Below are 24,435 nucleotides of genomic sequence, written 5' to 3' on the forward strand. Positions count from 1 at the left end.
GCACGATGCCGACAACCGACAGGAAATGTGATCCACAGGCATCGCACTTCGCATCCGCAGCCCGGGGGGGGCTCCCCAACAACCACTGGACGAAGTCGCACAGCTTCTGAATGGAATCGAGGAGACGCATGCGCACAGGCAAGCGATGGGCGGCAATCACCGGTCTGGCCACGATGGCAGCTTCAGCCGGGCTGCTGCTCGGAACGTCCCCGGCCTCGGCCGACATCAACTGCAAGTCCGGCTATCACTGCGTGTTCTACGCGGGTCTCTACGACTCGGCCCGCCACTCGTACTTCAACAACGACACCGACTTCCGTAACGACACCTTCAACGAGCTCACCGGCCGTTATGGCGCCGGTCAGACCGTACACAACAACACATGGTCCTTCAGCAACTCAAGCACCAGCGGATACGAGAGCCATTACTACACCGGGATCGGCAGCGACTGGGGCGGGCACCTGCTCTGCGTCGAACCCGGCTCCGAGGTCAACTCCGTACACCCGGACTTGCGGAACAGGGCCAGCTCGCTCCGGTTGATGAAGAACAGCGGCAACTGTTACTGAGCGAACGCCCCGCAGGTGCCGGGGGCGGCGGCGCGTCACACACCGCTGCCCCCGGCACCACCGTTCACCGCACACCGACCACGGATCACGGATCACGGATCACGGATCACGGATCACGGAGAGAGGATCTGCCGTGCCCCTGCTGAAAGTAGGTTCCCGGGCGGGTCTCACCGCTCTGGCACTCGCCCTCCTCGCCCTCACCGGGACTGTTGTCTGGGCACTGCACGACAGCACGCCACCGCCCGCCCGACAGTCCGCACCGCAGTCCGGCCCTGAGCCTGCCGTACTGCGCTCCCGGCTCCCTTTTCATCCCCTGCTGCACACACCGACCGCCACCTCCCGCCGCGTGGACGAGGCCCGACAACGCCTGATTACGCGCTGCATGGCCGAGCGCGGCTTCCGCTATGAGGGGCCTCCCGTAGATGCCACGGCCTCGGCAGACGCCGGTTCAGGCCCGGCGCAGTTCGGCATCGAGACCCTCAACCTGCCGGATACCGCCGACCGGCCCGGCACGCAGCGCACAGAACGCCCCCGTGGGAAGGCATTCGGCCGGGCACTCTACGGGGACCCGCAACGCAAGATCTCCGCCCGCAACAGCGAGATCAGGGTGAGCCGGCCCGCCACGGGCTGTGTGGCAGACGCCGCGCGCCGGCTCCTGGGCGCGGGCGGGCCGCAACGCGATCTCACCCTGCGGCTGCGGCTCGACCAGGGGGAGCGCGACGCGCTGCGCACGCTGGGAAAGGACTCCGCGTTCCTCGAAGCGACAGCACGCTGGCGTTCCTGTATGCGGCAGGCGGGATTCACCACCGCGAAAGACCCACAGCGGCTCGCAGCGGCCCTGCGCCCCGACACCCTCCTCCTCGAACAACGCGCGGCCCGCGCCGACGTGACCTGCAAGCACACCACCGACTACCTGAAACGCGCATACGCCAGGCTCGCCGTGCTGCAACAGCGCTGGCTCGACGCCAACCCACAGCCGGGGGCCGAATGGCGCTCTCTGCGCCAGCGGGAGAGCAAGGCTGCCACCAAGGTGCTGAAGGACGAGTGATGTTTCATGCGGGCGGCCGTCCGGACACCCCACCGTCGAACACGTACTGCGGCGGTGCGGCCGCGGGGCGCGGACGTCTCACCCTTCACCCGGCCCTGTCTCAGGGGCTTCTTGATGTCAGATCGGTTCGATGGGTGGTTCCAGGTTTGCCCACCATGGAGGGCCACGAAGGCCCGGGAATCCGGAAACGGTACCGAGGAGCGATCGGACGTGAACGGCGGGCACGAGTTGGTCAAAGCTTGTGTATCGTCCCGCCGTTCGCCGCCAACGAGGACAGCCCGCAGCGGAATGCGGAAGGGTACGACCGCGACTCCGGCATCAGCGTGGTCCGGTTGGCCAGGCGTTACGCAAGCGGTCGTAGTCGTAGACGTCATGGGCAGGTAAGAGCCTCGCCTGAAGCTGGTGGCGGATTGCCGTCGCCGTGCTCATTCCGTTGCCGCGGGCACTGTCCTGGTAGCCCAAGAAGCGGGTCTGCCCGTCCAAGGCACCACCGCCAGGCCGGCCAGCAGGGCCAGCAGGGCCAGCAGGGCCAGCAGGGCCAGCAGGGCCAGCAGGGCCAGCAGGGCCAGCAGGGCCAGCAGGGCCAGCAGGGCCAGCCTGGCGGACTTCAGGGCGTGGGCCGTACGGGAGGCGTCGCACGCGCGGACTGCTCCGTCGGCGACCCCGCCGACCGGCGAGACGAACCCCTGGAGCTCCAGGGCGACTACTACGTCCAAGTGGCACTGGGCAAGGACGCGGCTGCCCGCGGCACCGCCCTGCCCATCCAGGTGCGGTTCACCACCGGCAGAGGGCTCGCCGCCACGGCGACACCGGCACGCCGACCACCCCGGACGCCCGCACGCCCCACAAAACCGACCCTCATCCGTCGCGCAGCGCCGATCCGCAACAGCACGGCAGCGGCACGGAAACGCCGCAGGACCAGGCAGCTCCATCGGCGCCCGATGCCGTACCCGCTTGGGTGTGGCCCGTCTCCCTGGCCCTCACCATCGCCGCCCTCACGCTCATCGCAACACGCACCCGCAACCCTGGCACCGGAAAGCGGAGGTCGAGCCCGGCGCCCCGGACGCCGGTCCGCGGCGCGGCAGCTCCAACTGGTCGTTCGTCGGCATCCCCCGAAGCATCGGTGCGCAAAAGGAGAGGTTCCCGACGCTGACCGTCGGCGGGAGCAACTCACCTTGCTGGTGGGTGAATCGGGTGACCACCTGCCAGGAGGAGCCGACCGACGGAGCCACGGCGCACAGCGTCCTGCTGTGGGAATGGGCAAGCGGGGTGCCGTACTCCACGGCATCACCACTGCGTGCTCGGTCAGCGCCGCGGCCATGAGACAGCCGGGCATACCGACGGCCAGGAACTCGATGCCGCTAGCGCTCTGACCTGGAACGTTCACCGGCTTGGGGAGCGAGCGCTCGTGACGGTGCGGACCCACCCAGGCGGAGAACGTGGTTCGTTCCGGCCGGTGCTGCACTACTCGCCGGTGACACCGTCGGCGAGTTCACGGACCACGTCGAGCTGGCCGACGTGGCGCGCGTACTCCTGCAGCACGTGGAACAGGATCCAGATCAGGGCCGGGTGGTGGTCAGGGGGGTTGAAGCCGCCACCACTGCGTGCGGGTTCCTGCAGTTCGGCGCCCGCCACGATCTTGCGGGTCCGTGCGCACTCGTCCAGGAAGAGGGCTCGGATCGCTTCTGTCGACTCCTCGTCTCCGACCTGCCATTTTTGGGTGTCAGGGTCTTCCTCGCCCCAGATGGGATCCACTTGTTCGGCGGCGAACCCCCAGCGGAACCATCGCCGTTCCACGAACGCGAGGTGCTTGAGCAGGGCGAGGGGGGCCCAGCCGGACGGGAGCCTGCTGTTGCGCAGGTCCTCCTCGGACATGCCGTCGAGCTTGCGCAGCAGCGCGGCACGGTAGTAGTCGAGGTAAGCGAGCACCAGCTCGCGGGGGTCGGTCAAGTCGTCCGGCGGCTCAACTGCGGGCTCAGAGGGAACGATCATGCGTCGGACGGTAGTGCCGGGCGGGCCCGGGGTGCCACCCGATATCGCCGAGACGGCGGGTTTCCCACGGTGCCGTGATCTTCACCGGGTTGTCTCAGGCTGCCCCGTCGAGGGGGCGGCCTCCCCAGCGGATGCCCTTCTCGCTGCGGATACGGGCACGCTCCTTGCGTTGGGCGGCCAGCACGTCGGGGTGGCGGGCGTTGGCGTTGCGCCAGCGCAGATACCCCTGGAGCTCGGGGGTCTGGACGGTGTGGTTGGGGTGGTGGGAGTTGGTTTGGCGTCGCGCTCGGGGGCGGTGGACTCCTTCCACGTCTTGGTTCGATGGAAGGAGATCCTGCGGCGGGCCAGCAGTAAACGCAGGGCCTCGCGCCCGATGCCGATCACCCGGCCGTGGACGCGGCGCAGGTAGGCGGCGAGTTTGCGCAGCGACCAGCGGGTGAAGGGCTGACCGAGTTTGCGTGGGCGGGTGGTGGCCGTCTGGATGACGAAGTCCTCATCGGCCTGTACCAGCTGGGCGATCACCGGAACGCGATTCCATCCCGCCGACGCCAGCAGCATCACCGCCCGCCGGCAGCGCACCGAACCCGTGCTGCCCCGGCGCACAATCCGCTGTAATTGCCAGATCGCGGTGTTGGTCGGCCGGGCAGTGACGGACGGTCTGCACCTGACCCGCGAGTGTGGACGGTTGTGGCGTCTGACCACGCGAGTGTGGGAGTCCGCCCTGCAGGGCGAGATCACCAACCATTGCGGCCACAAAGAGCTCCTTCGCCTCAACCGCGTGTGCACGACTCCAGGGAGCGCCGGGTGTTCGCACCGTATTCGCCGTCCACATCGCCGCGCACCTTGCGGCTGACCTGATAGCGGAAGACCGCTTCGTGCACCGTGGGCGTGAAGTGGCCGTCCAGCGGGCTGTCCGGCCTGAGCAGTCCGACCTGCTGCAAGCGGCGCTGGAGTTCGGCGACCGCCGCCCCGCTGTCGCCGGGTCGCAGCGTCGGCTTGTTGTTGCTCTCCTTGTTCTTCTTGTTCTTCTTGTTCTTCTTGTTCTTCTTGCCGCCCGCTTGTGCAGCGCCGCCGGCTGTTCCGCTGCCGCTCTCCGCGGATTTCGCCGTGCTGCCGCCGGATCCGGACGCTTCGCCGCTCGGGGCGTGCCGTCCGGCACCGGGCGACGCTTTCGGCGCCACAGCCGCATCCGGCTGCGTGGCGGCGGGGCTGTCACTGGAGGCGCGAGAAGGTGCGGCGGATTCGGTGGCCGCCGCCTCGGGCTCGGTGGAATCTCCTGTCACCGCCGGGTCGGTGGCGTCGGCCTCGTGCCCGTACAGGAGTTGGTCATCGTCGGCGAGTGCCGTCCGCGAGGAGTCCGCACGGATGTGTCCTCCGCTGCCGGACGGCAGTTGCGTAAGGCCCAGCGCGGCGAGGGCTACCGTGGCGCCGCCCGCGATCAGGCTCCAATTCCGGGCTCGGGTACGGGTGCGGGGCCGCCGCCGACGGCCTGGTGCCGGCCCGCCGGCCCGTCGGCTGGACGGTGGCCGCCGGCTCGCTCGCGCGATCCGGTGCGCCGGGCCTTGCGGCAGGGAGATGACAGTCGGTTCCTCAGCCATCCCCGCCTTCATGTCCAGCTCCACCGGCGCCCCTTCACCGAGTACCTCCTGCTCCGCGCAGCGCACGGGAGTCTGCGACGGCAAGGACGATGCGGGCACCGCGTAGGGGCGTATGTGCATGGGGTCCGTCTGTTGATCCGTGAACGGTCCGCTGCAGGAGCAAACTTCTCCGGGCACTGCAGCGAGATCGAGGCCGCATCGCGGGCAGCAGCGGTAACGCGTGGTCATGATGGTGGCGCTCTCCTCGGTTCGGTGGCGAATGCCGCGATTATGCACTGATGGAGCGGCTGTTGGGGAACGCAGGGCGCTGCGGCAACGGCTCCGGGAGGCCTGAGGTCACTATTCGATAAACAGTGCCGAATTACCCTTAACTACCCCTTAAGCGGCTTGACCGGTGTTTGCGTCACTGCACATGATGAGCGCGTTCGCGTTTGCACACCACCAACTGGGTGCCCGTGACATGCCTTTCACCTCAGCCTCGGCTCCCTTGCCCGGCTCCACTCCCTGAAAGACCTCGCTCGCATGCGCATATCTGCTTCCGCGGCGGCCTTCGCCCTCGCCGGTTCCCTCGTTCTCGCCGGCGCCTCGGGCGCTGCCGCCACCAGCCAGCCGTCTCAGTCGTGCGCCACCGGCAACCTGCTGGGAACAGCGGGGCATTACAACGAATTCGTCGAGGGCGACGCCCTCCGCGCCCCCGACAGCGAAGGCGCCGTGGCGATCGGCGGCGACGCCGACTTCACCGGCGGCTTCAGCGTCGGCGGTCGGCTCGCGTCCACGGCCTCCCTTCCCGGTGGCGCCTCCCTGGTGGTGGGCGGAACCTTGACCTCCGGCGAGAAGGCCTACACGGTGCTCGAACACGGCAACGGCGTCTACGGCGGCCTCACCGGCCGCGACGTCGAAGTCAAGGACCGCGGCGCCACAGCCGGGCAGGGCAAGAGCCCCGTCGACTTCGCCGCCGAATTCGCCAAACTGCGCGCCCTGTCCAACAAGCTGACGGCGAACCAGGCCAACGGGACAGTGCAGCTCTCCGGCTCGGGCCAGGCCACACGGCTCGCCCTCACCGGCAAGCAGCCCGGCTTGAACGTCTTCACCGTCGACGGCGCCCAGCTGCAGCGGGCCAAGCACATCGTGATCAGCGCCCCCGAGGGCGCCACCGTCCTCGTCAACGTGACCGGTGGCGCCTACGACCAGGCCACCGCCGCCACCTACCGCATCGACGGCCGGGCGGGCAGGCTGCTGTGGAACTTCCCCACCGCGACCAAGGTCACCAAGCACAGCCACAATGCATGGCCCGGCACCGTGCTCGCCCCGAACGCCGCCGTCGACCTCGGCGACGGAGGGCCCGTCAACGGCACCGTCATCGCCAAGTCCTTGCGCGGCACCGGCAGCGCCGAAACCCACCACCACCCCTTCACCGGCTGCCTGACCAAGCCCGCGGGCGACGAAACCACGCAGCCGAGCAATCCGGAGCAGGAACAACAGCCGAACCAGGACGACTCGACCGCGGCCCCCACCGCGCCGGGCCACCCCGACGAGCAGACCCCGGCGACCGACAAGGACTCCGCCGCGCCCGCCCCCGTGCAGGACTCGTCGAGCCCCTCCCCCGCGGGTCACACCTCCGGCCCCGATGACCACTCGAAGCCCGCCGGGCTGCTCGCCCTGACCGGCGGCAACGTCGGCCCCCTCGCCGGAATGGGTGCGGCGGTGGTCACGCTCGGCGCCGGATTCCTGTACATGGCACGCCGCCGCGCAACACCATCCAAGTAGGGACTGCCCGCGCCCTGCCTCCCGATGCCAGCCTGACCTGGTCCAGTCCGTCACGCCACGTCACATCGCTCGACAACCTCACCAGCCGCAGCCGCAGCACGGCCTCGCAGCCATGGTGAAGGGTTCGTCGTAGTCGCGGGCGCGCGACGAGGCAGCATGCGCCAACCCGAACTGCGCACCACTACCCAGCGGCTTTCACTTGCTGAAAGCCGCTGGGTTGTTTCCTGTGCCGGTTTTCCCGCCCGGCCCGCCTGGCGAGATGGTCCAGAGAGCGGGTCCCAGTCGTCAGGGCCACGCAGTCAGACCAAGAGGGCGAGGCCGGCGGCGCAGGCGCAGATACCGGAAAGGGCGAAGCCGGCGATCTCAGGCGCCATACCTTCTTCCCTTCTTCGTCCTTGACCCCTCACGTGCCGGTGAAGCAGTCGAACGCACCTGCCTTCGCCCCGGCGACCATCGCCGTGATCTCGCTGCGCGTCATCCGCAACACCGGCGCCTGGGGGTCCTTGGAGTCGGTTACTCCCACGATGCCCTCGCCCAGGTCCGCGAAGAGCATGCAGTCCTTGGAGTGGTCCAGGTCGGAGAAGGGTGACTTCACCCACGCCACGCCCGGCATGCTGCTGTTGCGGTATCCGGTGACCTCGATCGCTTCGCTCATCCTCAATCGACCTCTTATGACGGGGGCCGCAGATCACGGCCGGACGCGCACACCGTATGCGTGTGAACTGCCCCAGGAAAAGAGGGGGTTGCGCTTAGCGACAGCATGCTGTATAGCGTCTGCCATCGGGGCGCTGCGCGGGGAACGGCCGCTCGCGTCGCAGCGGGCCGGGCCGGTCTCGAAGCTCCACCTGAGGGCGGACTGCATCCGGTCCGAGCGGTCCCGGCCGCAGCCACGGGAGCACGGCCGCCGGACTACCGCGAGGTGATTGCCCCGCCCAGCGGCTCGCGTCGCATGCACCAGGTGCGCGGACCGTCGTCGGGCAGCTCGACCTGCGCGGTCACGGCGAACCCCAGGCGCTCATAGAACGTCACGTTCCGCTCGCTCGACGTCTCCAGGAACACCGGGTACCCGGCGCCGTCCGCCGCCTTGAGGCCGGGGGCGAGCACCGCATCGCCAAGGCCCTGGCCCTGTGCCTCGGGGGCCACGCCGACGGTCGCGAGGAACCACACCGGCTCACTCGGCCGGTGCGGTGCCAGGGCGCGCTCGGCGGACGCGAACTGCTCGGCCCGGTCACCGGCCAACTCGTCGACCACGGGGCCCACTTCGGCGAAGCCGGGCCCCGGGTCGCGCTCCGGCGTCGTCCACACGGCGACGGCGCGCGCGTCATCGGTGACCCACACCCGGCCGTACTCCAGGCCGATCCGGGTCAGGAACAGATCCTGGAAGCGCCGTACGCGCTCGGTGTGGTCATCGGCCGCGACCACGTGCCGGGTGAACGCGTAGTCGGCGAAGGCGCGGGCCAACGTCCGGACGGCACCCGGCACATCCTGCGCGGTGGCGGGCCTGACAGGGGAAGGGGACGGCGGCACAGGCTCTCCTCACGAACTCATACGTGCGCATACGTGTCTGTACGCGTCGACACGCGGCTGCGCAATGCGTCCCTATGCGGCTGCACGCCAGACGCACCGACACACTCCCGCAGACGCGGCTATACGTGTCCGCGAGAAGAACGATCACGGCGGGCTTCACGTTCCCGCGCCCGAGCTGTCGACATCGGACGGAGACAGCGGCCCCGCCGGCTTCCACCGCTCCCCCTACGCCCTCGCCGTGCCGGCCTGTCGGACGAGCTGGTCCGGGGGGCCGAGCCGGTGATCGGATACTTCCGGAGTGACTTGTACGGCGGTACCGGGCACACCGCGCACGCGTCGAACCCGCCGCCGGGGACGGGCAGTTGCCGCACGCTGCCTCCCCTCCCTCACCAACCACCGCCAGTCGATCTCCGGGGCATCCGGAGATTCACAAGGGCACACGCGTTCAGCGCGTTCACGCCTTCGCCAAGTGCACCCCCTGTGGCCTCGGCGCTCCCAGGTGTCCAATGCAGCTAGGCGAGGAACGGTGGGCATCACCGCGGCCGTGGCCGGTCGCTTACCTTCGGGAGGACTCATGGCGTCACGGCTCGGCGTTGCGATGTGCCAGGATCCCTCAGCGTCGCGCCCCGCGGGGAGGCCGAATCGGCCGTCGCTTCAGGCCATGACCGGGGAGACGCTGCATGGCCGCACACGGGAGGAGTTGGAACGGGCGCTCTACCGCCTCTGGCACCACGAAAGCCGTCGACCGCAGGCCGAACGGACCTTGCTCAGCCGGGCATTGGTCTATCTGCGGCGCAGCGGGCGCTTCCTCCATCTCCCGCGCGAGCACCAGGAGCACGGCGCGGCAGAGCAGCCGTTTCTGACAGCCAGCGCGTGTGCGCCGGTCTACCGGGCCGCCCTGAGCGTGGGGAGCAGGGTCCAGCTCAGCGGGGAGCCGCATACCGGCACCGTCGTGCACCTGGTGATCGGCCAGGACGACGAAGACGTGTTTCCCGCGGCCTGGTACGTCGTCGCCGTCGATGCTCTGGGCCGGTGCCGCGCGCACGGCAGCGACGAGATCGAGCCGGCCGAGGCGACATCCGGCCGACGTCGTGAGGCCGCCACGCCAACTCCCCTGCGCCGCCTCGAAGCCTGGCGCGACGACAGTGCGGCCCGCCGCCTGGGGGTGCGAGGGCCGTGCTGAGCGCACCCCCTCAACCGCACCCGACAACAGCAGAACCCTGTCGCGTGGACGCGCTGCGAAAGCTGGATTTTCCCTATGTGGTGCAGTCGGGTCAGGCCTATCTGGACTACACGGGAGCGGCGCTCGCCCCGGCCAGCCTCGTGCGAGGCCAGGCTCGGCGGCTCACGTCGGAGGCCTACGGCAACCCGCACTCGGCCAGCCCCGCCTCACTGGCCTCAACGCGCTTGGCGGAGGCGGCGCGCAGCAGCGTGCTCGACTTCTGCCGGGCGGATGCGGACGTCTATACGGTGGTGTTCACCACCAATGCCACCGCGGCCATCCGTCTGGTGGCCGAAGCGTTTCCGTTCGCACCGCATGCGCCGCTACTGGTCCTGGGTGACAACCACAACTCCGTTCTGGGAATGCGCCGTTATGCGGCACGCCGGGATGCCGCCTTGCACGTGGTGCCCCTCGACGCCGACTTCCGCACCGCTTCGGAAGCGGTCTCCGCACACCTCACCGCAGCGGCACACGGCACGAGCAGGGGCCTGTTCGCCTATCCCGCGCAATCCAACGCCACCGGTGTGCGCCATCCCTTGCGCTGGGTGAACGAAGCGCAGTCGTACGGCTGGCGCGTGCTGCTCGATGCCGCGGCCTACCTGCCCACAGGCAGGCTCGACCTGCGGACCGTACCGGCGGACTTCGTCGCCCTGTCCTGGTACAAGATCACCGGCTTGCCGACGGGCGTGGGCTGCCTGATCGCGCGCAAGGAAGCGCTGGCGGAGCTGCGCCGCCCCTGGTTCGCCGGAGGCACGGTCCTGGCCTCGTCCTCCCATACCGACTGGCACCTGCCCGCCGAGGCCCCGGAGGCGTTCGAAGACGGAACGCTGCCCTTCCTCGCGCTGCCGGACGTGAGCGACGCTGCCGCCTGGCACACCTCCATCGGTTACCCCGCCATCCAGCACCACACCGGTCGCCTCACCAGCCGACTCCTGCGCGGCCTCGGGGAGTTGACGTATCCGGGGGGCGAGCCCGCCGTGCGCCTGCTCGGCCCGCGCGACACCCTGGACCGCGGCCCCACCGTCGCCTTCCACCTGCTGCGTCCGGACGGCACACCCATCGACGAACGGGTCTGCCAGGACGCGGCCACGGCGGCGGGCGTGAGCGTACGAACGGGCTGCTTCTGCAATCCCGGTGTGGCCGAGCACGCCCATTCCCTCACACCCGGCCTCGTGCAACGCGCACTCGCCCGCGGTGCCCCCGCCACGATCGACGACTACCTGAGACTCCTCCGGGTCCCGGTACAAGGAGCGGTGCGCGTCTCTCTCGGCATCGCCAACGACACCACCGACGTCGACCGCGCGCTGCAGGTGTACGCGGACCTCACCTCCAGGCCGGTGCCGACCGTACGCAGGCCGCGCACCGGTTGTTGACCGGCGGGCGGGGAAACCAACGCCTGTCCGCCGGGGCAGCACCTCGCCGACCCACGGGGCGGGCGATGGCCCACTCCCCCGCATCCCGCCCGGCCACGGCCGGTTCGGCCTGGCATCGGTCGGCCTCCCCCCGTGGCTCGTCCACGCGTCGGCGGACAGCCGTCTCGCACTGCAGGCGTGGAGACGTTCCGAACCGTCGGCGGCATCAGGGAGACGGCGCCGCCCCCTGGACCACGTTGAGGGCGGCTTCGCTGAAGGCGCGGATGCGGGCGGTGGCGCCATCAGTGAGCCAGGCCAGGCCCCATTCCACTGGCGCGGCGTCCTCGAAGGGCACATATACGACATCGGGGCGGGCGAAGTAGCGCCTGGCGTGGGCGCCGACGGCGAAGACGCCCTCTCCGGCGCCGACGAGGGTCAGTATCTCGTTGAACGTCATGGCTGACGGGCCGAGGGTGATCTGTCTGCCGGCGGGCGTGCGGCGCGGTGCACGATCGTCGCGCAGGGAGTCCGGCAGCGTCTCGGGCATCTGCAGCACAGTGACCCGCGCAAGGTCTTCGACGGAGACGGTCGTACGGCGGGCGAAAGGATGCCCTGCCGGTACGGCGAGCATGCGTGCCTCCTGCACCAGCACCGGCCCCGTGGCAATGCCTTCCTCGCGCATCGGATGGCAGGTCAGCGCGAGGTCCACTTCGCCACTGCGCAGCCACGGCAGGATTTCGGGCAGGCGCGCTTCACGAAGCTGGACCTCACAGTCGGGGTGCAGGCTGTGGAACGCTTGCGTGGCCCCGACCAGGAGCTGTCCCTCCGCCGGTCCGTTGAAGGCGACCCGCAGCAGCCCGCTCAGGCCACGCCCGGCATCGACGGCCCGCGCGAACGCGTCACCGATCCGGTCCCAGGCGGGCCGTATCTCCTCACACAGCTGCCGCCCGACCGCGGAGAGCTCCACCCGGCGGCTCGTGCGGTCGAACAGGGGCACACCGACGCGGCGTTCCAGCTTGGCGATGGTCTGGCTGACCCGGGCCGTGGACAGGTGCAGCCGCTCGGCGGTGCGGCCGAAGTGCAGCTCCTCGGCCAGCGTCAAGAACGCCTCCACCTCGTATCGCTCCAGCATCCCCGCACCCTTCTTCGTTAATCGAGGCTTCACGATCGTTGCGTAAGAGCGCGTTGATGCCTCGTTCGGTCCGCAGCAGGATCAGAGGCGTTGGAACACCACCTGACCTGCACAGGAGAACATCATGTACGTCACCCAGGATCGCGCGCTGACCGCCCCCGCACACGACACCGCCGCAGTCGTCGCGGAGCTCAGGGACCGTGCAGAGATCACCGACGCCCTCTACCGCTTCGGTCTGGGCCAGGACCTCAAGGACAAGGACCTGTTCGCCTCGGCCTTCGCCGTCGACGCCGAGCTGGACTTCCGCCCGGCCGCCGCCAGGTGGGGAGCCGAGCCGCCGCTGATGTCCGGGCGCGACACCATCGTCACGACCATCCTGGCCATGTTCACCGGCCGCGTGGACACCACCCACCAGGTCACCAACCCGCGCATCACCGTCGACGGCGACACCGCCCGGCTCACCGCCCTGGTGGAAGCCCAGCACCTGCTGACTGCCGACCCCACCACGCACGCACTGCTCAAGAACCCCTACGACGTCGACCTGGTCCGCGACGGCGACCGCTGGGTCATCCGCCGGCTCCGTATCGACAACAGCTGGTACACCGGCGCCCCTGCCTCGATCTTCGGCTGATCCCCCCCTGCACACCCCCGAGAAAGGTACGCAATGAAGTTCGCAGTGATCGGCGGAACCGGACTGATCGGCTCCAAGGTCGTCGAAGCCCTCACCACGGCCGGGCACGAAGCAGTACCGCACGCACGCTCCACCGGCGTGGACCTCCGCACGGGCGAGGGGCTCGCCCGTGCGCTGGCCGGCGCCGATGTCGTCATCGACGCGACGCAGTCGCCCACCGCCGACGCCGCCGCAGCGGACTTCTTCCGTGCCGCGACGGGCAACCTCCTCGCCACCGCCGAGGAGGCAGCTGTCCGGCACGCCGTCCTGCTGTCCATCGTCGGCGTGGACCGGGCGCCCGGCCTCGGCTACTACCGGGCCAAGGTCGTTCAGGAAGAGCTGTTCAAGACCGGAGCCGTCCCGTACTCCATCGTCCGCGCCACCCAGTTCTTCGAATACATCGAGGAGATCATGTCCTGGACCACGGAAGGCGACATCGTCCGCCTGCCCACCACCTTGCTGCAGCCCATGGCCACCGCCGACGCCGCCCGCAGCGTCGCCGGCATCGCCGCCGGCCCCGCCCTCCACGGAATCCAGGACGTCGCCGGTCCCGACGTCCTGTCCCTGGCCGAACTCGGAAGGATCACCGTCGCCTCCCGCGGCGACGGCCGCACCGTCCTCCGTGACGACACCGCGGGCCCCTTCGCCGTAGCCCCCGAAGGCGCCCTCACCGTGAGCGAGGGCGCGCACATCTCCCCTACGCACTACCGCGATTGGCTCGCCGTTTGAGCACAGCCGCGGCGGCCGCTCACGCAAGGGTGTTGAGCTCCAAGGGGGCTTGTACGGATTTGCACACCGCATATCCGAGTGCTCCCGCTCGTTCAGACACGGCGCATGGTGCACGGAGGACCCCGGGTACACCTAAGTGGGGCTCCCAACTGGGTGCGGAGCGAGAAAGGCCGCCATGAATACGACGACCTACACGATCCCTCCGATCCGTACCGGACTGCCATGGGCCATCAATCCGCACCACTCGGCGGAAATGGACGCGGACGCGAACCGCTGGGCGTTCGGCCTGTTCTCCGATGATCCACGCGTTCCCGTACCGGTACGCGCCGACAACTACACGATGTGGGCGGCCCTGTGCTTCCCTGACGCACCCAAGGAGTTGCTCGCTCTGTGGTGCCGCTTCAATGCCCTGTACACGGTCATTGAGAACAAGCAGGAGGCGTTGTTCTCGACGGCCGACGCGGGCAGCGCCGAGGAGACATGGAGCCGCACCGTCCACTACCTCTACCGGCTGTCGCACGCCCCGGACCTGAGCGAGATTCCGGCCGATGAGTGGGGCGGCGGACTGCCCCGGCATTACGTCATGGCGGCCCGGTCCATCGCCCTGACACTCCCCGAAGGGCTGGGGCGGTACTTCCTGCGTCGGGTGGCACAGATGGCGACGGCTCAATTCCAGGAGCCGGATGCGATCCGCTCACCCCGTATGTGGCTGGCTGAATATCTGGAGTACCGGCACGTGAACTTTGGTATCCCGCTGTTCATCGCGACGATCCGGGGCCTGATGGCGCGGGACATCAGCGCGGCGGAGTGGGAATCCCCGTACCGCGCGGAGCTGGACCGGCTCACGGCGCATCACTGCTGCCTGACGAACGATCTGTACTCGTTCCAGAAGGAGTGGAACGACCGGGACGGCAAGGCAGCCCATGTTCAGGCTGTGGGCATTCTGTCGGCCATGCACGGCCTTTCGGTACAGGAGGCGATCGACCGCCTGGCCGAGGAGATCGAGGCCGCTGAACGGTCATACGTGGCGCTGCGCGACACCGTCGCCATGACACCGGAGATGCGGGAATACTGCATGCGCTTGGAGCACATCACAGCCGGCAACCTGCGCTACCACCAGGTGTCGCCCCGGTTCCACGGGCGCGGATTCGAGGGAGTGTTCAACGGTGGGGAGATCACGGTGATGGGGCGGCCCTCGGTCCCTCGTTGACACAGCAGCTGCGGCAGTCTGCCCCACAACACCATCACGTGAGCGGCTGCTGAGAGCGTGCTCGAAGAACGTGATGGCGGCAGTGTGCATGGTGTGGTTCTGGGCTTGTCGGGCGTGCTGGCCGGTGTTCGGGCCCGGGCGGGATGTCGTCCATCACCTTCGGCACGACACCGCCGCCGCATCGTCGTCAAGGTCGGCTCCTCGTCGCTCACCACCGCATCGGGCGGTCTGGACGCGGACCGCGGGGGCCGTCACGAGCGGCCAGCCCCGTGTGCGGTGTTCAGCACTTCTCACTGCGGCAGATGCCGTGTGTCGCCGAGCATGACGACCTGGCGGTTGTGGAAGAAGTCGTCCTCGCGCAGGGTCGTGATGCTTCCCGAGGGCGCGCGGAAGTTGGCGTAGCCGAGCGCCTCCAGGGGCATCTTGATCCAGGACGCCACGACGAACGTCAGCGCGAACCCGTGGGTCACGATGATCTGGTGCTCGTAGGGGCTCTGGAGGATCTCGTCCATGGCCGCGTAGACGCGCTGTGCCAGCGCCGCTTTGGTCTCGGCTCCCGGGATGCCCTCGTCGTGCTCCATCCGGTCGCCTGCCGCCGAAGGCGGGACGAACCGTTCGTCCAGCCACGCCTGTGGCCGTCCCTCCGCCTCTCCGTAGGACTTCTCCCGCAGACGGCGGTCGAGGCGCGTTTTCACGCCGAAGAGATCGGCCACCACCTCGGCCGTCTCATGTGCCCGTCGCAGGTCCGATGAGACCACCTCGACGTCGGCGTCCTCGGCGATCTCGGCCCGAAGGGCCTGTGCGAGCAAGGCCGCGGCGCGCGCTCCGGCGGGTGTGAGGGATGAATCGTGCCATCCGCCGACCACCCCCTCGACGTGGTGCGTCGCCTGCGGGTGTGCGATGACGTGGAGAGTACGCACTTGGGCGTGCCTTTCTTCGGGCCGGGGCCAGAGCGATTCCCTTCCCTAGGACCCCCTAGGGAAGAGACCGCTTAGGGAAGGGACAGTTCCAGGGCCATCAGGCCCCACAGCAGGCGTGCGTGGTCCTGGCCGTCCTTGTGTTCTGTGATCACATTCTGTACGGCCTTCGCGCTCAGGAAACCGGCGGAACAGAGCCGGGGGCTCGTGAGGGTGTCGAGGGTGAAGTCCCAGAGTTTGCCGCCCGGTGCCATGAAGGCGCTGACCGGGAACGTGAACGGCTGCTTCTGCCGGTCCCGGACCGCCGGTGGAACCTTGCTCGCCCCGGCCTCCCACAGGATCCGCTTATGGCCGGCCCCTCCGGCCTTCAGGGTGTCCGGGGTGCGCCGCGCGAACTCGGTGAGGGCGGGCTGACAGTAGGGAACCCGGCCCTCGACCGCGTGCGCCATGGAGAGATGGTCGAGCTTGCGCAGATTGAGGCTCGGCAGCTTGTGCAGCCGGTCGAAGGTCAACAGCTGTTCGAGGCGGGAGGGGGCCGGGCGGTTCAGCGCCTCCAGGGACCGCTGCCTGCTGCGCGTACGGGAGTCGAGCAGGGCGCGGTAGTCGGGGGTGTAGAGCTGCCGGTACTCGCCCTCCGGCACCAGCGAAAGGCGGTCGAGATAGCGGGACGGCCAGGCCGTGTCGCCTGCCGCCAGCGCTGTGCTGTAGCGGCGGTAGCCGCCGAACTGCTCGTCCGCTCCGTCGCCGACGAAGCAGACGCGGAAGCCGCTGGCGGCGATCTCCCGGAACAGTACGAACGCGCTGAGCGCGTGCGGCGTCGCGTTCGGCGTGCCCAACGCCCGCACGGTGGCCGGGACAAGGTCCGGCAGGTCGGCCTCCCGGATCTCCACCACTTCGAGCGGCACGCGGGCGTGCGCCGCTGCTTCGCGCGCGTAGAGCAGCTCGTCGGACAGGTGGTTGCCCTCGTGGGTCACGTGGAACCCGGTCACGTCGGGGCGGCGTTCGCGCAGCAGGGTCGCGAGGATGCTCGAATCGAGTCCGCCCGAGATCTGGACGGCCGTGGGTGCCGACTGCAGTGACATGTGTGCCACTTCCCGGGCGAGCAGCGCGCCCAGCCGGTCCGGTGTGCACGCGTCGTCCGCCGCAGGCGCGGGGGCTTGCGGGCGTGGGCGGATGACGGACACGGCGCCGTCGCAGGTCAGTTGCTCGCCCGGTCGCAGGGCTGAGACGCCCGTGTACCACGACGACCCGTTGGGCAGGCACTGCCAGTTCATGTAGTCGTCGACCGCGAACGGGTTCACGTCGGGCGGCTTGTCCAACAGCGGGGCGAGGCCGCGCAGTTCGGAGGAGAACGCGACGCCGTCCCCGGTGTCGGCGTAGTAGACGCTCTTGACGGCGAGAGGGTCGCACCACAGCTTCAGCCAGGGCCTGCCGGAGCGCAGGTCCACGATGGCGATCGCGTACATGCCCTGGAGCCGGTCCACGAAGCGGTCTCCGTGGAGTTCGTAGTACGGCAGCAGGACGTTGCCGTCGGAGTCGCCGTCGATGTACACGCCGTGCGCGGCGAGTTCGGCTTTGATGGCGCGGAAGTTGTAGATCTCGCCGTTGAACACCGCGCGCAGCGAACCGCCCGCGTGGGTGAAGGGCTGCTCCCCGTGGGAGGGGTCCTGGATGGCGAGACGGTTGCATCCCAGGCCCCACTTCTCCCCTCTGGCATGGCTCTGGGAGTCGGGACCGCCGGACACCTGCGCGTCCCGCGCCGCGTGCAGAGCGGCCGTATCGAGGTCACGGCCGACGTAGCCGAAGATCCGGCACAATATCGCTCCCCCTGACACTATGAATCGGTGAACCGGCGGCCCTTCAGGCCGATTTGTTGTTCTCGCCGGGCGGCGCCGCCCGGCCGGCGGCCCACTGCTCCAGCGGCAGCCGGTGCTCGGCCGCCGTGCGTGTCTCCATCGCGGACAGCAGCTCCCGCAGTGGGGGCAGATCGTGCTCCGCCTCACGGGCGCGGAAGCAGTATTCGTTCGAGATCTCGGCGTTCCAGCTCATCGTTTCGTGCAACTCGCTCTTGAGGAGGGCGAGGAATTCCGGCCCGGTGACGAATGCCGCTGTCTCGTCGCGCACCCGGCGGATCTCGGCGAACGCCAGGTCGATGATGTCGAGCCACTCCAGGACCGCTTCGGCCGCATCGGCGGCGCTGTGCACCCCGTAGGTGTTCAAGTGGCGGAAACGTGCGGCCAGTTCGGACAGCTCCACGGGAAGCCGGTCGAGGAAGCGCACCAGATACTTCGGGTTGCGATTGGTGTTTCCGTACACGTGCGTCAGGCCCCGGAAGGTGTCGACCCCCAGTTTGCGGGCCGCGGTCAGCGCCGACTCGTAGTCCTGCTGCGCCCACATTCCCGCCAGGTCACGGAAGTCCGGATAGCTGCCGACGGATGTACGGAACGCCGTGTACGCGATTTCGGCGGGGCGCAGTTCCTCCGTGAGTTTCTCGAACTCGGCGGCGTTCGCCAGCGGGACCCCGTACGTCAGGCGCGACAGGAGCCGGAAGTCCACACTGGAGGCGGCGAAGCTGGACGATTTCCGGGCGCGGCGGGTGAGATGGGAGTAGAGCTGCGCATGGGAGGCGAGCATCCGCGAGATCTCCTCGACGGTCCAGTACTCGACGTCCACGCCGAGTAACGTGCCGGGAAGATAGTCGAAGCTGGCCTTCACCCTCTCACCGCTCGTGTAATACCTCATATGTGCTTCGCGGGGGAAGGTGTCGCGGTGAAACCTCGTGTCCTTCGACTTCGCGATGACGGAGAAGTCGAAGTCCGAGGAGGGGGTGCCGGATCCGTCGACCAGCGAGCCGGACAGCATCAGAATGTCGCTGTCGACGAGATGGATCTTGCCGAGCACCGCTTCCTCGTCGAATTCGTCCATGCCACTGACTGCGGATACATGCTTACGGAAGGAGAGCACGGCGGTGGGGCCTCTCTCTGGTCGTTGCTGCGGTTGTCATGCGTTGACGTGTGCGGTGGAGAGATATTCGGTGAGCCGGTCGGCCTGCCGGCGGACGTCGCGGAACTCGTACCGGAATCGGTAGGTCGGCAGCTCCGTCAGGGCGGCCCGGGTGTGCTCCGGGTTCCCGGTCTCGGGCTCGTGGCCGAAGATGTTGAGGCGCTTGTTCGGCAGCTTCAATTCGCCCTTGGCCAGCAGCTCGCCGCGGGCGTGCGGCGGCACGGGGCCCGGGCCGGCCTCGGCCGGATCGTCCGTCAGACCCAGGTGGACGATCGCCTCGACCTTCAGGGACCGTCCGATCCCGGTGCCGAGGAGGTCCGCGTACTCCCATGGATAGATGAGCGCGGTCCCGTGCTGCTCGACACCTGAATCCCGCAGGCTCAGTATCGTCTCGTTGCCCGGGTGCGAGAGGGATGACCGGATGGTCTGTGCCCGTTGCCGTCCGAACAGCACGTCCAGGGTGTCAAGGCGGACCGAGATGGACCGGGGCCATCCGATGCCCGTGACGCCGCGCTCGTCGGGATGCGTCACCAGGCTCACGTCGTCGTTGCAGACCATGACGCCGGACCCGTTCAGGACGCTCGCCATGATGAGCGAGGTCTTGCCCGCCCGGCTGCCGCCGACCAGTGCCACGCCGACGCCGTTCAGTTCGACGAGCCCGGAGTGCAGGAACAGCGCGCCTTGGCGGCTCGCTTCGGAGCGGTGGATCGCCCGGGTGGCGCGCAGCAGGGACTGGGTGATCCATGATTCGCCCTGGGGGGCGAGGTGAAAGAGCGTCTTGCCGGCGTGATCGACCGCGTATTCCACCGCCACTTCGCCCTCGGACATCACCGTCTCCGGTACGGCGTGATCCGGGGGCGGCGCTGCCCCCGCGCCCTGGGGTGCGGCATCCGTGATCACCTGCCATGCGTGCGGTTCGCAAGGACCGGGTTCGAGGTCCAGGTAGGGAGCCGCGAGACGGTGAACGCGTTCCGCGACACTCGGCGCGCACGTCAGACCGGTGCGGGCGAAACGTGAACGGACGGTGTAGCGCGCTGTCGAATCGCTTTCGTGCGTTGCGTGCATTGCGTGTGTCACCCCTGTGTCCGTGGTCGGTCATTCAGGTGCGCCACCTTCGAAGAAGGTTTCCTGTGCTGGTCCTTCACGAACTGCTGTCCTTCACGAACTGCTCGTGCTTCACGAACTGCTCGTGCTTCACGAACTGCTGGTCTGTCACGAACGGCCCGCGGGTGTCCCAGCCCAGCTCTTCGGACCCGCGGAAGAACCGGCCATTGACTTCCGTTGCCGGCCGCTCCAACAGCCGTACCAAATCGGTGGCCGCGGTCTTCGGATCGTGCGGAGCCGACCGCGTCCCCATACCGGTCCTGATCCACCCCGGACAGAAGGAGAATGCGGCGAGGTTTTCCTGGGTCTCCGCGAAATGGCGGGCCACCGTGACGATCAGGGAGTTGACCGCGAGCTTCGAAGAGCGGTAGGCGAAGGATGCCCCGTCCGCGTCCTGGAGCCTGCCCATCCCCGAGGAAACACTGACGATACGGCCCGAAGCGCGCGTCATCATGCGCGGCGCGTGGTGGCGAACCAACTGCGCCGGGCCGAAGAGATTGACCTCGAATGTCTCTCTCAGGTCGTCGGGAGAGAGCGCGAAGAAGTCCCCGTATCCGCGCCGGGGGTCGTCCAGATACACCCCTGCGTTGTTCACCAGCACATCGACCACGTCGTCGTCCGCGAAGGCCAACTGCTCCTCGCTGAGCGGCTTTCTCAGATCGATCACCTGGTATCCGTCGAGGTCGTCATTCCGTGGCGCGGCCGCCAGGCCCGCCCCGAGCACGCGATATCCGGCCGCCTTCAGCGCGCGGCAGATCTCCGCGCCGAGGCCACGGGAAACTCCGGTCACCAACGCACTCGGCATGTCCGCGAGGCTAACGAGCGCGGACGGTGCCACCAGGCGGCCGTTTCGCCGTGCGGAACTCTTTCTCGTACTGCCGCTGGATTCGGTTCACCATGATTAGAGTTCCCGCGGATTCGGGAACGGCGCGGAAGGAGACGGCACATGAGCTGGTATCGGGTACTCGTCGCAGGGGGGAGCGCCACGGGCACCACGACCCTGGGCCGTTCGCTGGCCACACTGAAGGCCGTGCCCCACGCGGATGTCGACGACTACCTCTGGCTGCCGACCTCCCCGGCCTTCACCCACAAGCGCCCGGTGGAAGAGCGGCTCGCCCTGATGAACGCGGTTTTCGTGCCGCGTGACTCCTGGGTGCTCACCGGCACGCTCAGGGGCTGGGGCGACAGCGTCATCGAGAAGGTGGAAGCGGTCGTGTTCCTCACCCTCGATCCGCTCACGCGCATGGAGCGGCTGGCCGACCGTGAGGTCGTCAGGTGCGGCGATGCGATCGAGCCGGGCGGGAGCGGCGAGGAAGCCTATCGCGCCTTCACTCAGTGGGCGCGGGCCTACGACGACGACGCGCTCGCGGACTCGCGGCGGGCCAGGGACGAGCGCTGGCTGGCCGGGCTTTCGTGCCCGGTCCTGCGCCTGGACAGCGCGAAGCCCGTCAGCGAGCTGATCGCCGAGGTGGACCGGTGGCTCGGCAACGACGTGGGCACGAACGGCCACCGCGGATGAGCGGCCCGGCCCGGCTCACGGTGCGGCACGCGATGGCGAGCATCGCGGCAGGCAACGCCGAGATCCTCGGGGGCCGGGGCGTCAACACGTCCTACCGCGTCGCCGACACCTTCGAGGGCCGGTTCCTCTCCGTCAAGGTGCACTGTGCGGACCGGTCGGCCGGGCCCGAGTTGCCGCGTATCGAGCGGGTCGACGCGGCGCTGCGCGGTGCACCGTGGTACCCGCCGGTGATCGACATCGGATTCCACCCGGCCAAGCGCCCCCGCCTCGTGGTGATCCGGCCGTTCGTGCCGGGAGCGCCGTCGGACGACGCACGCCGGCACATCGATCACCTCACCGACGTCCTCGCCGAGTTGGGTACACGTGCGGCCGGCACCGAGGCCGCGGCGGAGCTGGCCGGGGACTACGCATCGCCGTGGCTCCACCAGGCCGAGCGGGAGCATGCGCTCGCCGGCCGCATACTGACCGGCGCGCGAGAGAACCTCGCGCGGGCGTTGGACGCTCACCTCGCCGACCTCCGGGACAGCGCCCTGCGGCTGACCCGTGCGGACGCCCCTGTCATCTACCACGGTGATCTGCACGGCCGGAACCTGATCTTCGACAGCTCGCGGCCGCTGACCGTGATCGACTGGGACGAGGCGGGCTTCTCGCACCGCCCCGCCGACGCGGGCAAGGCCCTGTGGCTCTCCTGCCGCCAGGGGCGCGGCGACTTCGTACTCGATCCACTGGCGCTGCGCCGCTTTCTGCGGCATATCCGGGGCACCTTGCGTATCCCGTACGCCGACTGCGTACATCTCGCGCGGCTCGGGGCACTGTGGTTCCTGCCGCGACAGAGCCACACGGAGCTGCTCGGACAGCGCGACGCGAGCCTCGTTCCGTGGTACTTCGACTGGGTGTCCCGGTTCTGGTCCCGGTTCCGGCAGAACCTGGACCAGATCACGGAGACGGCCGCGGCGCTCGCCCGGGACACGGACCGCGCACAGGGGGACCGCGCGTAGGCGCGCTCACGCGCGCACGGTGCTCGCGAGCTCGTCGGCCAGCTTGGTCACGTCGGCGGCGCTTCCCAAGGAGCAGCGCAGGACCGGGAGTTGTGCGAGGTGCTCCAGGAAGGCGTCGAGCGAGGGGGGCGGCGCGGCTCGACGGGGGACGCGCACGGCGAGCCAGTCCTCGCCGAAGAGATTGTCGTCGAGGGAGAAGCAGTTACGGCGCAGGACTTCAGCGGTGTGCTCCGGCGTCGCGGGCTCGACGAAGAACTCGGCGTCGAGGTCGATCCGCGGCAGGATCACTCCGGCGAGCGGCGCGTTCGGCACGACGCTCACGCCGAGGTACCGGCCGACCTCCTGGGAGCTGAGCTTCAGCTTGTCCTCGCCATGGAGCTGGTCCCAGTCGGAACCCGGCAGCGGAAGACCCGCGCGCACCGGCCAGTTCTCGAAGCCGGTGACGCCCATGACGTCGAGCGATCCCTTGTTGATGGCGAGGGGAAGCGGGCAGGCCGTCGCGGTGTAGTGCCCGTCGCGCAGGTCCAGGTGCATACGGTCGTTGCCCATCCAGCCCGAGGACGGGAGGAGCCGGGCGAGCGCGATGGCCGTCGTGGACTTGCCGGCTCCGGAGTCGCCGATCACGAGGTAGGCGCCGCCGTCGAGGACGAACGCCGAGGAGTGCATGACCAGCGTCCCCTCGGCCTTGGCGATCCTCGTGGCCACGTCGCGGACGATACGGGTGAGCCACCGGTCGGCCACGCCCGTGGGCGGCCGTACGAGGGTCATGCGGCGTTCGGTCCGTATCAGCGCCGACACCTCGCCGGAGTTCACGTCCCGGAGCACGAAGAGCGTGTAGCCGTCGCCGTCGTAGCGCGGCAGCCAGTAGTGCCTGGTGTGTTCGTACTCCCCCGCCACGGCGTCGGCGGACACCTGGCGGATCAACGCGTCGATCTCGGCGGGGTCGCGGACCAGGTCGACCACGGTCTCGTCGGGTGCGCGCCCGGGGGTGGCTTCGGCTTCGAAGACGTCCAGCATGCCGGGCGGCCAGAAGGTCTCCGTGACCAGTTCGTCGGAGGCGGCGGAAGTCGACACGGTCGTGAGCAGGTGGTCCCGGATCCGCAGGCTGCGAGTGGTCGCGCCGTCGGGGTCGAGCGCGACGAGTTGGCTGACGCTGGTCAAGGCTGAACTCCAGATTCGATGGGTTCGTTCGGCCAGAAGGCCTGAATTCGGTCAGACGGCCAGAAGGCCGGAAGGTCAGAAGGCCGGAAGGTCAGAAGGCCGGAAGGTCAGAAGAGCGGGCACTGCCTGGCCGTACCGCCGCGGAAAACCGTCCAGGCCGAGAAGCCGATGTCGTGGAGCACCTGGACCACTTCGGGGTACTGGTCACAGACGCGTTCGGGAGTGTGCGCGTCGGAGGCGAAGGTGATGGGGACGCCGAAGTGGTGTGCGCGCTCGAGGAGATCGAACTCGGGGTACCAGCCGCCGCACATCTTGGTGTTCCCCGAGGTGTTGATCTCCATCACGGCGCCGGAGTCCCGGATCGCGAGGAGCATCTCGTCGGCGGCTGCGGGTACGGGGACGGCGCCCAGCGGCGGGTGGCTGCCCTTCAGCGCGTCCACATGCCCGATGACGTCGAAGAGCCCGGACCTGGCGCACTCGGCCACCAGGCGGAAGTAGCGGGCCTTGATGGCGGGGAGCTCGTCCCCGCCGACGCCTTCCCAGCGCCTGACGTCGAAGATTTCGCTCCCCTCGAACTGATGGACCGAGCCGATGAGATAGTCAAGCGGGTAGCCGCTGAGCGCCTTGGTATAGGCGTCCATGCGGCCGCTGAGATAGTCGGCCTCCGTGGAGACGAGGATCTCGATGCTGTGCGCGAACTCTTCCTTCAGCGCGAGGGCTTCGGCGATGTACGACGGGAACGCGGACTTCGGCATCGCCACGGGAGGCAGCGCGTGGTCCTCCTCCTCCGCGAACATGGGGGTGTGGTCGGAGAGGCCAAGAACCTCGACTCCCTGGTCAAGGGCCGCGAGAACGTAGTCGCGCAGCGATCCCTTCGCGTGGCCGCACCGATTGTGGTGGGTATGCAGATCGACCTTCATGTC

Annotated in this window: 23 protein-coding genes and 1 pseudogene; 10 read left to right on the forward strand and 14 right to left on the reverse strand. The window is 68.9% G+C overall.

The window, feature by feature from the left end; genetic code table 11:
- Positions 1 to 128: 128 nt before the first annotated feature.
- Positions 129 to 563, forward strand: coding sequence for a hypothetical protein (locus ACFQVC_RS28870; protein ID WP_381836003.1), 435 nt, complete (start codon positions 129 to 131; stop codon positions 561 to 563).
- A 346-nt stretch (positions 564 to 909) separates the two neighbouring features.
- Positions 910 to 1,611: a hypothetical protein gene (locus ACFQVC_RS28875; RefSeq protein WP_381836005.1), complete on the forward strand. Its 702-nt coding sequence runs from the start codon at positions 910 to 912 to the stop codon at positions 1,609 to 1,611.
- A gap of 425 nt (positions 1,612 to 2,036) precedes the next feature.
- Here ACFQVC_RS28875 and ACFQVC_RS28880 read toward each other — a convergent pair whose 3' ends face one another.
- From ACFQVC_RS28880 to ACFQVC_RS28895, 4 genes and pseudogenes are all read right to left on the reverse strand, one after another.
- Complete coding sequence (locus ACFQVC_RS28880) at positions 2,037 to 2,327, reverse strand: hypothetical protein (protein WP_381836007.1); 291 nt, start codon at positions 2,325 to 2,327, stop codon at positions 2,037 to 2,039.
- Positions 2,328 to 3,075: 748 nt separating this feature from the next.
- The gene (locus ACFQVC_RS28885) at positions 3,076 to 3,603 is read right to left on the reverse strand and encodes a DinB family protein (protein WP_381836009.1); all 528 of its coding nucleotides are present in this window, start codon (positions 3,601 to 3,603) and stop codon (positions 3,076 to 3,078) included.
- A gap of 94 nt (positions 3,604 to 3,697) precedes the next feature.
- Positions 3,698 to 4,227, reverse strand: a pseudogene (locus tag ACFQVC_RS28890) (hypothetical protein).
- A 146-nt stretch (positions 4,228 to 4,373) separates the two neighbouring features.
- Complete coding sequence (locus ACFQVC_RS28895; RefSeq protein ID WP_381836011.1) at positions 4,374 to 5,321, reverse strand: peptidoglycan-binding domain-containing protein; 948 nt, start codon at positions 5,319 to 5,321, stop codon at positions 4,374 to 4,376.
- A gap of 402 nt (positions 5,322 to 5,723) precedes the next feature.
- Between ACFQVC_RS28895 and ACFQVC_RS28900 the strand changes: the two genes are divergently transcribed.
- Positions 5,724 to 6,968, forward strand: a complete 1,245-nt coding sequence (locus tag ACFQVC_RS28900) for a choice-of-anchor A family protein (protein WP_381836013.1) — start codon at positions 5,724 to 5,726, stop codon at positions 6,966 to 6,968.
- A 403-nt stretch (positions 6,969 to 7,371) separates the two neighbouring features.
- Here the strand turns inward: ACFQVC_RS28900 and ACFQVC_RS28905 are convergent, their stop codons facing one another.
- Both ACFQVC_RS28905 and ACFQVC_RS28910 read right to left on the reverse strand, forming a co-directional pair.
- A complete protein-coding gene (locus ACFQVC_RS28905; protein ID WP_381836014.1) occupies positions 7,372 to 7,623 on the reverse strand; it encodes a DUF397 domain-containing protein in 252 nt (83 codons plus the stop codon).
- A 254-nt stretch (positions 7,624 to 7,877) separates the two neighbouring features.
- Entirely contained in the window at positions 7,878 to 8,495 is a 618-nt protein-coding gene (locus ACFQVC_RS28910; protein ID WP_381836016.1) for a GNAT family N-acetyltransferase, read from the reverse strand.
- A gap of 661 nt (positions 8,496 to 9,156) precedes the next feature.
- Between ACFQVC_RS28910 and ACFQVC_RS28915 the strand changes: the two genes are divergently transcribed.
- Together ACFQVC_RS28915 and ACFQVC_RS28920 are read left to right on the forward strand one after the other, a co-directional pair.
- Positions 9,157 to 9,678: a hypothetical protein gene (locus ACFQVC_RS28915; protein ID WP_381836018.1), complete on the forward strand. Its 522-nt coding sequence runs from the start codon at positions 9,157 to 9,159 to the stop codon at positions 9,676 to 9,678.
- A gap of 44 nt (positions 9,679 to 9,722) precedes the next feature.
- On the forward strand, positions 9,723 to 11,090 hold the full coding sequence (locus ACFQVC_RS28920; RefSeq protein ID WP_381836020.1) for an aminotransferase class V-fold PLP-dependent enzyme: 1,368 nt from the start codon (positions 9,723 to 9,725) through the stop codon (positions 11,088 to 11,090).
- A gap of 205 nt (positions 11,091 to 11,295) precedes the next feature.
- On the opposite strand, the gene ACFQVC_RS28925 is transcribed toward ACFQVC_RS28920, so the two are convergent.
- On the reverse strand, positions 11,296 to 12,201 hold the full coding sequence (locus ACFQVC_RS28925; protein ID WP_381836022.1) for a LysR family transcriptional regulator: 906 nt from the start codon (positions 12,199 to 12,201) through the stop codon (positions 11,296 to 11,298).
- Positions 12,202 to 12,325: 124 nt separating this feature from the next.
- On the opposite strand from ACFQVC_RS28925, the gene ACFQVC_RS28930 reads away from it, so the two are divergent.
- The 3 genes from ACFQVC_RS28930 to ACFQVC_RS28940 all read left to right on the forward strand — a co-directional run bounded on the left by ACFQVC_RS28930 (position 12,326) and on the right by ACFQVC_RS28940 (position 14,810).
- The gene (locus tag ACFQVC_RS28930; protein WP_381836024.1) at positions 12,326 to 12,832 is read left to right on the forward strand and encodes a nuclear transport factor 2 family protein; all 507 of its coding nucleotides are present in this window, start codon (positions 12,326 to 12,328) and stop codon (positions 12,830 to 12,832) included.
- 33 nt (positions 12,833 to 12,865) lie between these two features.
- On the forward strand, positions 12,866 to 13,600 hold the full coding sequence (locus tag ACFQVC_RS28935) for an SDR family oxidoreductase (RefSeq protein WP_381836026.1): 735 nt from the start codon (positions 12,866 to 12,868) through the stop codon (positions 13,598 to 13,600).
- Between the two features lie 253 nt (positions 13,601 to 13,853).
- Complete coding sequence (locus ACFQVC_RS28940) at positions 13,854 to 14,810, forward strand: terpene synthase family protein (RefSeq protein ID WP_381836028.1); 957 nt, start codon at positions 13,854 to 13,856, stop codon at positions 14,808 to 14,810.
- Between the two features lie 290 nt (positions 14,811 to 15,100).
- Here the strand turns inward: ACFQVC_RS28940 and ACFQVC_RS28945 are convergent, their stop codons facing one another.
- The 5 genes from ACFQVC_RS28945 to ACFQVC_RS28965 all read right to left on the reverse strand — a co-directional run bounded on the left by ACFQVC_RS28945 (position 15,101) and on the right by ACFQVC_RS28965 (position 20,672).
- Positions 15,101 to 15,730, reverse strand: a complete 630-nt coding sequence (locus tag ACFQVC_RS28945) for a histidine phosphatase family protein (RefSeq protein WP_381836030.1) — start codon at positions 15,728 to 15,730, stop codon at positions 15,101 to 15,103.
- Between the two features lie 71 nt (positions 15,731 to 15,801).
- On the reverse strand, positions 15,802 to 17,544 hold the full coding sequence (gene asnB / locus ACFQVC_RS28950) for an asparagine synthase (glutamine-hydrolyzing) (RefSeq protein WP_381836032.1): 1,743 nt from the start codon (positions 17,542 to 17,544) through the stop codon (positions 15,802 to 15,804).
- A gap of 43 nt (positions 17,545 to 17,587) precedes the next feature.
- Positions 17,588 to 18,652, reverse strand: a complete 1,065-nt coding sequence (locus ACFQVC_RS28955; RefSeq protein WP_381836034.1) for a hypothetical protein — start codon at positions 18,650 to 18,652, stop codon at positions 17,588 to 17,590.
- Positions 18,653 to 18,727: 75 nt separating this feature from the next.
- Positions 18,728 to 19,558, reverse strand: a complete 831-nt coding sequence (locus ACFQVC_RS28960) for a hypothetical protein (protein ID WP_381836036.1) — start codon at positions 19,556 to 19,558, stop codon at positions 18,728 to 18,730.
- Positions 19,559 to 19,871: 313 nt separating this feature from the next.
- Positions 19,872 to 20,672 carry an SDR family NAD(P)-dependent oxidoreductase gene (locus ACFQVC_RS28965; RefSeq protein ID WP_381836038.1) on the reverse strand — a complete coding sequence of 267 codons (801 nt, stop codon included), beginning with the start codon at positions 20,670 to 20,672 and terminating at the stop codon, positions 19,872 to 19,874.
- 108 nt (positions 20,673 to 20,780) lie between these two features.
- On the opposite strand from ACFQVC_RS28965, the gene ACFQVC_RS28970 reads away from it, so the two are divergent.
- The gene (locus ACFQVC_RS28970; RefSeq protein ID WP_381836039.1) at positions 20,781 to 21,353 is read left to right on the forward strand and encodes a P-loop NTPase family protein; all 573 of its coding nucleotides are present in this window, start codon (positions 20,781 to 20,783) and stop codon (positions 21,351 to 21,353) included.
- A complete protein-coding gene (locus ACFQVC_RS28975) occupies positions 21,350 to 22,351 on the forward strand; it encodes an aminoglycoside phosphotransferase family protein (RefSeq protein ID WP_381836040.1) in 1,002 nt (333 codons plus the stop codon). Before ACFQVC_RS28970 ends, ACFQVC_RS28975 begins: the two co-directional genes overlap by 4 nt.
- A 6-nt stretch (positions 22,352 to 22,357) precedes the next feature.
- Here the strand turns inward: ACFQVC_RS28975 and ACFQVC_RS28980 are convergent, their stop codons facing one another.
- Both ACFQVC_RS28980 and ACFQVC_RS28985 read right to left on the reverse strand, forming a co-directional pair.
- Positions 22,358 to 23,512: a hypothetical protein gene (locus ACFQVC_RS28980; protein WP_381836041.1), complete on the reverse strand. Its 1,155-nt coding sequence runs from the start codon at positions 23,510 to 23,512 to the stop codon at positions 22,358 to 22,360.
- 107 nt (positions 23,513 to 23,619) lie between these two features.
- The gene (locus ACFQVC_RS28985; protein WP_381836042.1) at positions 23,620 to 24,432 is read right to left on the reverse strand and encodes a histidinol-phosphatase; all 813 of its coding nucleotides are present in this window, start codon (positions 24,430 to 24,432) and stop codon (positions 23,620 to 23,622) included.
- Between the last annotated feature and the right edge of the window lie 3 nt (positions 24,433 to 24,435).

The organism is Streptomyces monticola (assembly GCF_042665355.1).
Lineage (GTDB): Bacteria > Actinomycetota > Actinomycetes > Streptomycetales > Streptomycetaceae > Streptomyces > Streptomyces monticola.

Excerpts from the sequence above, each read along its gene's own strand:
- ACFQVC_RS28870 (WP_381836003.1), top strand. The coding sequence starts at position 129 with ATGCGCACAGGCAAGCGATGGGCGGCAATCACCGGTCTGGCCACGATG.
- ACFQVC_RS28885 (WP_381836009.1), bottom strand. The coding sequence starts at position 3,603 with ATGATCGTTCCCTCTGAGCCCGCAGTTGAGCCGCCGGACGACTTGACC.
- ACFQVC_RS28895 (WP_381836011.1), bottom strand. The coding sequence starts at position 5,321 with ATGCACATACGCCCCTACGCGGTGCCCGCATCGTCCTTGCCGTCGCAG.
- ACFQVC_RS28900 (WP_381836013.1), top strand. The coding sequence starts at position 5,724 with ATGCGCATATCTGCTTCCGCGGCGGCCTTCGCCCTCGCCGGTTCCCTC.
- ACFQVC_RS28905 (WP_381836014.1), bottom strand. The coding sequence starts at position 7,623 with ATGAGCGAAGCGATCGAGGTCACCGGATACCGCAACAGCAGCATGCCG.
- ACFQVC_RS28915 (WP_381836018.1), top strand. The coding sequence starts at position 9,157 with ATGACCGGGGAGACGCTGCATGGCCGCACACGGGAGGAGTTGGAACGG.
- ACFQVC_RS28925 (WP_381836022.1), bottom strand. The coding sequence starts at position 12,201 with ATGCTGGAGCGATACGAGGTGGAGGCGTTCTTGACGCTGGCCGAGGAG.
- ACFQVC_RS28930 (WP_381836024.1), top strand. The coding sequence starts at position 12,326 with ATGTACGTCACCCAGGATCGCGCGCTGACCGCCCCCGCACACGACACC.
- ACFQVC_RS28935 (WP_381836026.1), top strand. The coding sequence starts at position 12,866 with ATGAAGTTCGCAGTGATCGGCGGAACCGGACTGATCGGCTCCAAGGTC.
- ACFQVC_RS28940 (WP_381836028.1), top strand. The coding sequence starts at position 13,854 with ATGGACGCGGACGCGAACCGCTGGGCGTTCGGCCTGTTCTCCGATGAT.
- ACFQVC_RS28955 (WP_381836034.1), bottom strand. The coding sequence starts at position 18,652 with ATGGACGAATTCGACGAGGAAGCGGTGCTCGGCAAGATCCATCTCGTC.
- ACFQVC_RS28960 (WP_381836036.1), bottom strand. The coding sequence starts at position 19,558 with ATGTCCGAGGGCGAAGTGGCGGTGGAATACGCGGTCGATCACGCCGGC.
- ACFQVC_RS28970 (WP_381836039.1), top strand. The coding sequence starts at position 20,781 with ATGAGCTGGTATCGGGTACTCGTCGCAGGGGGGAGCGCCACGGGCACC.
- ACFQVC_RS28975 (WP_381836040.1), top strand. The coding sequence starts at position 21,350 with ATGAGCGGCCCGGCCCGGCTCACGGTGCGGCACGCGATGGCGAGCATC.
- ACFQVC_RS28985 (WP_381836042.1), bottom strand. The coding sequence starts at position 24,432 with ATGAAGGTCGATCTGCATACCCACCACAATCGGTGCGGCCACGCGAAG.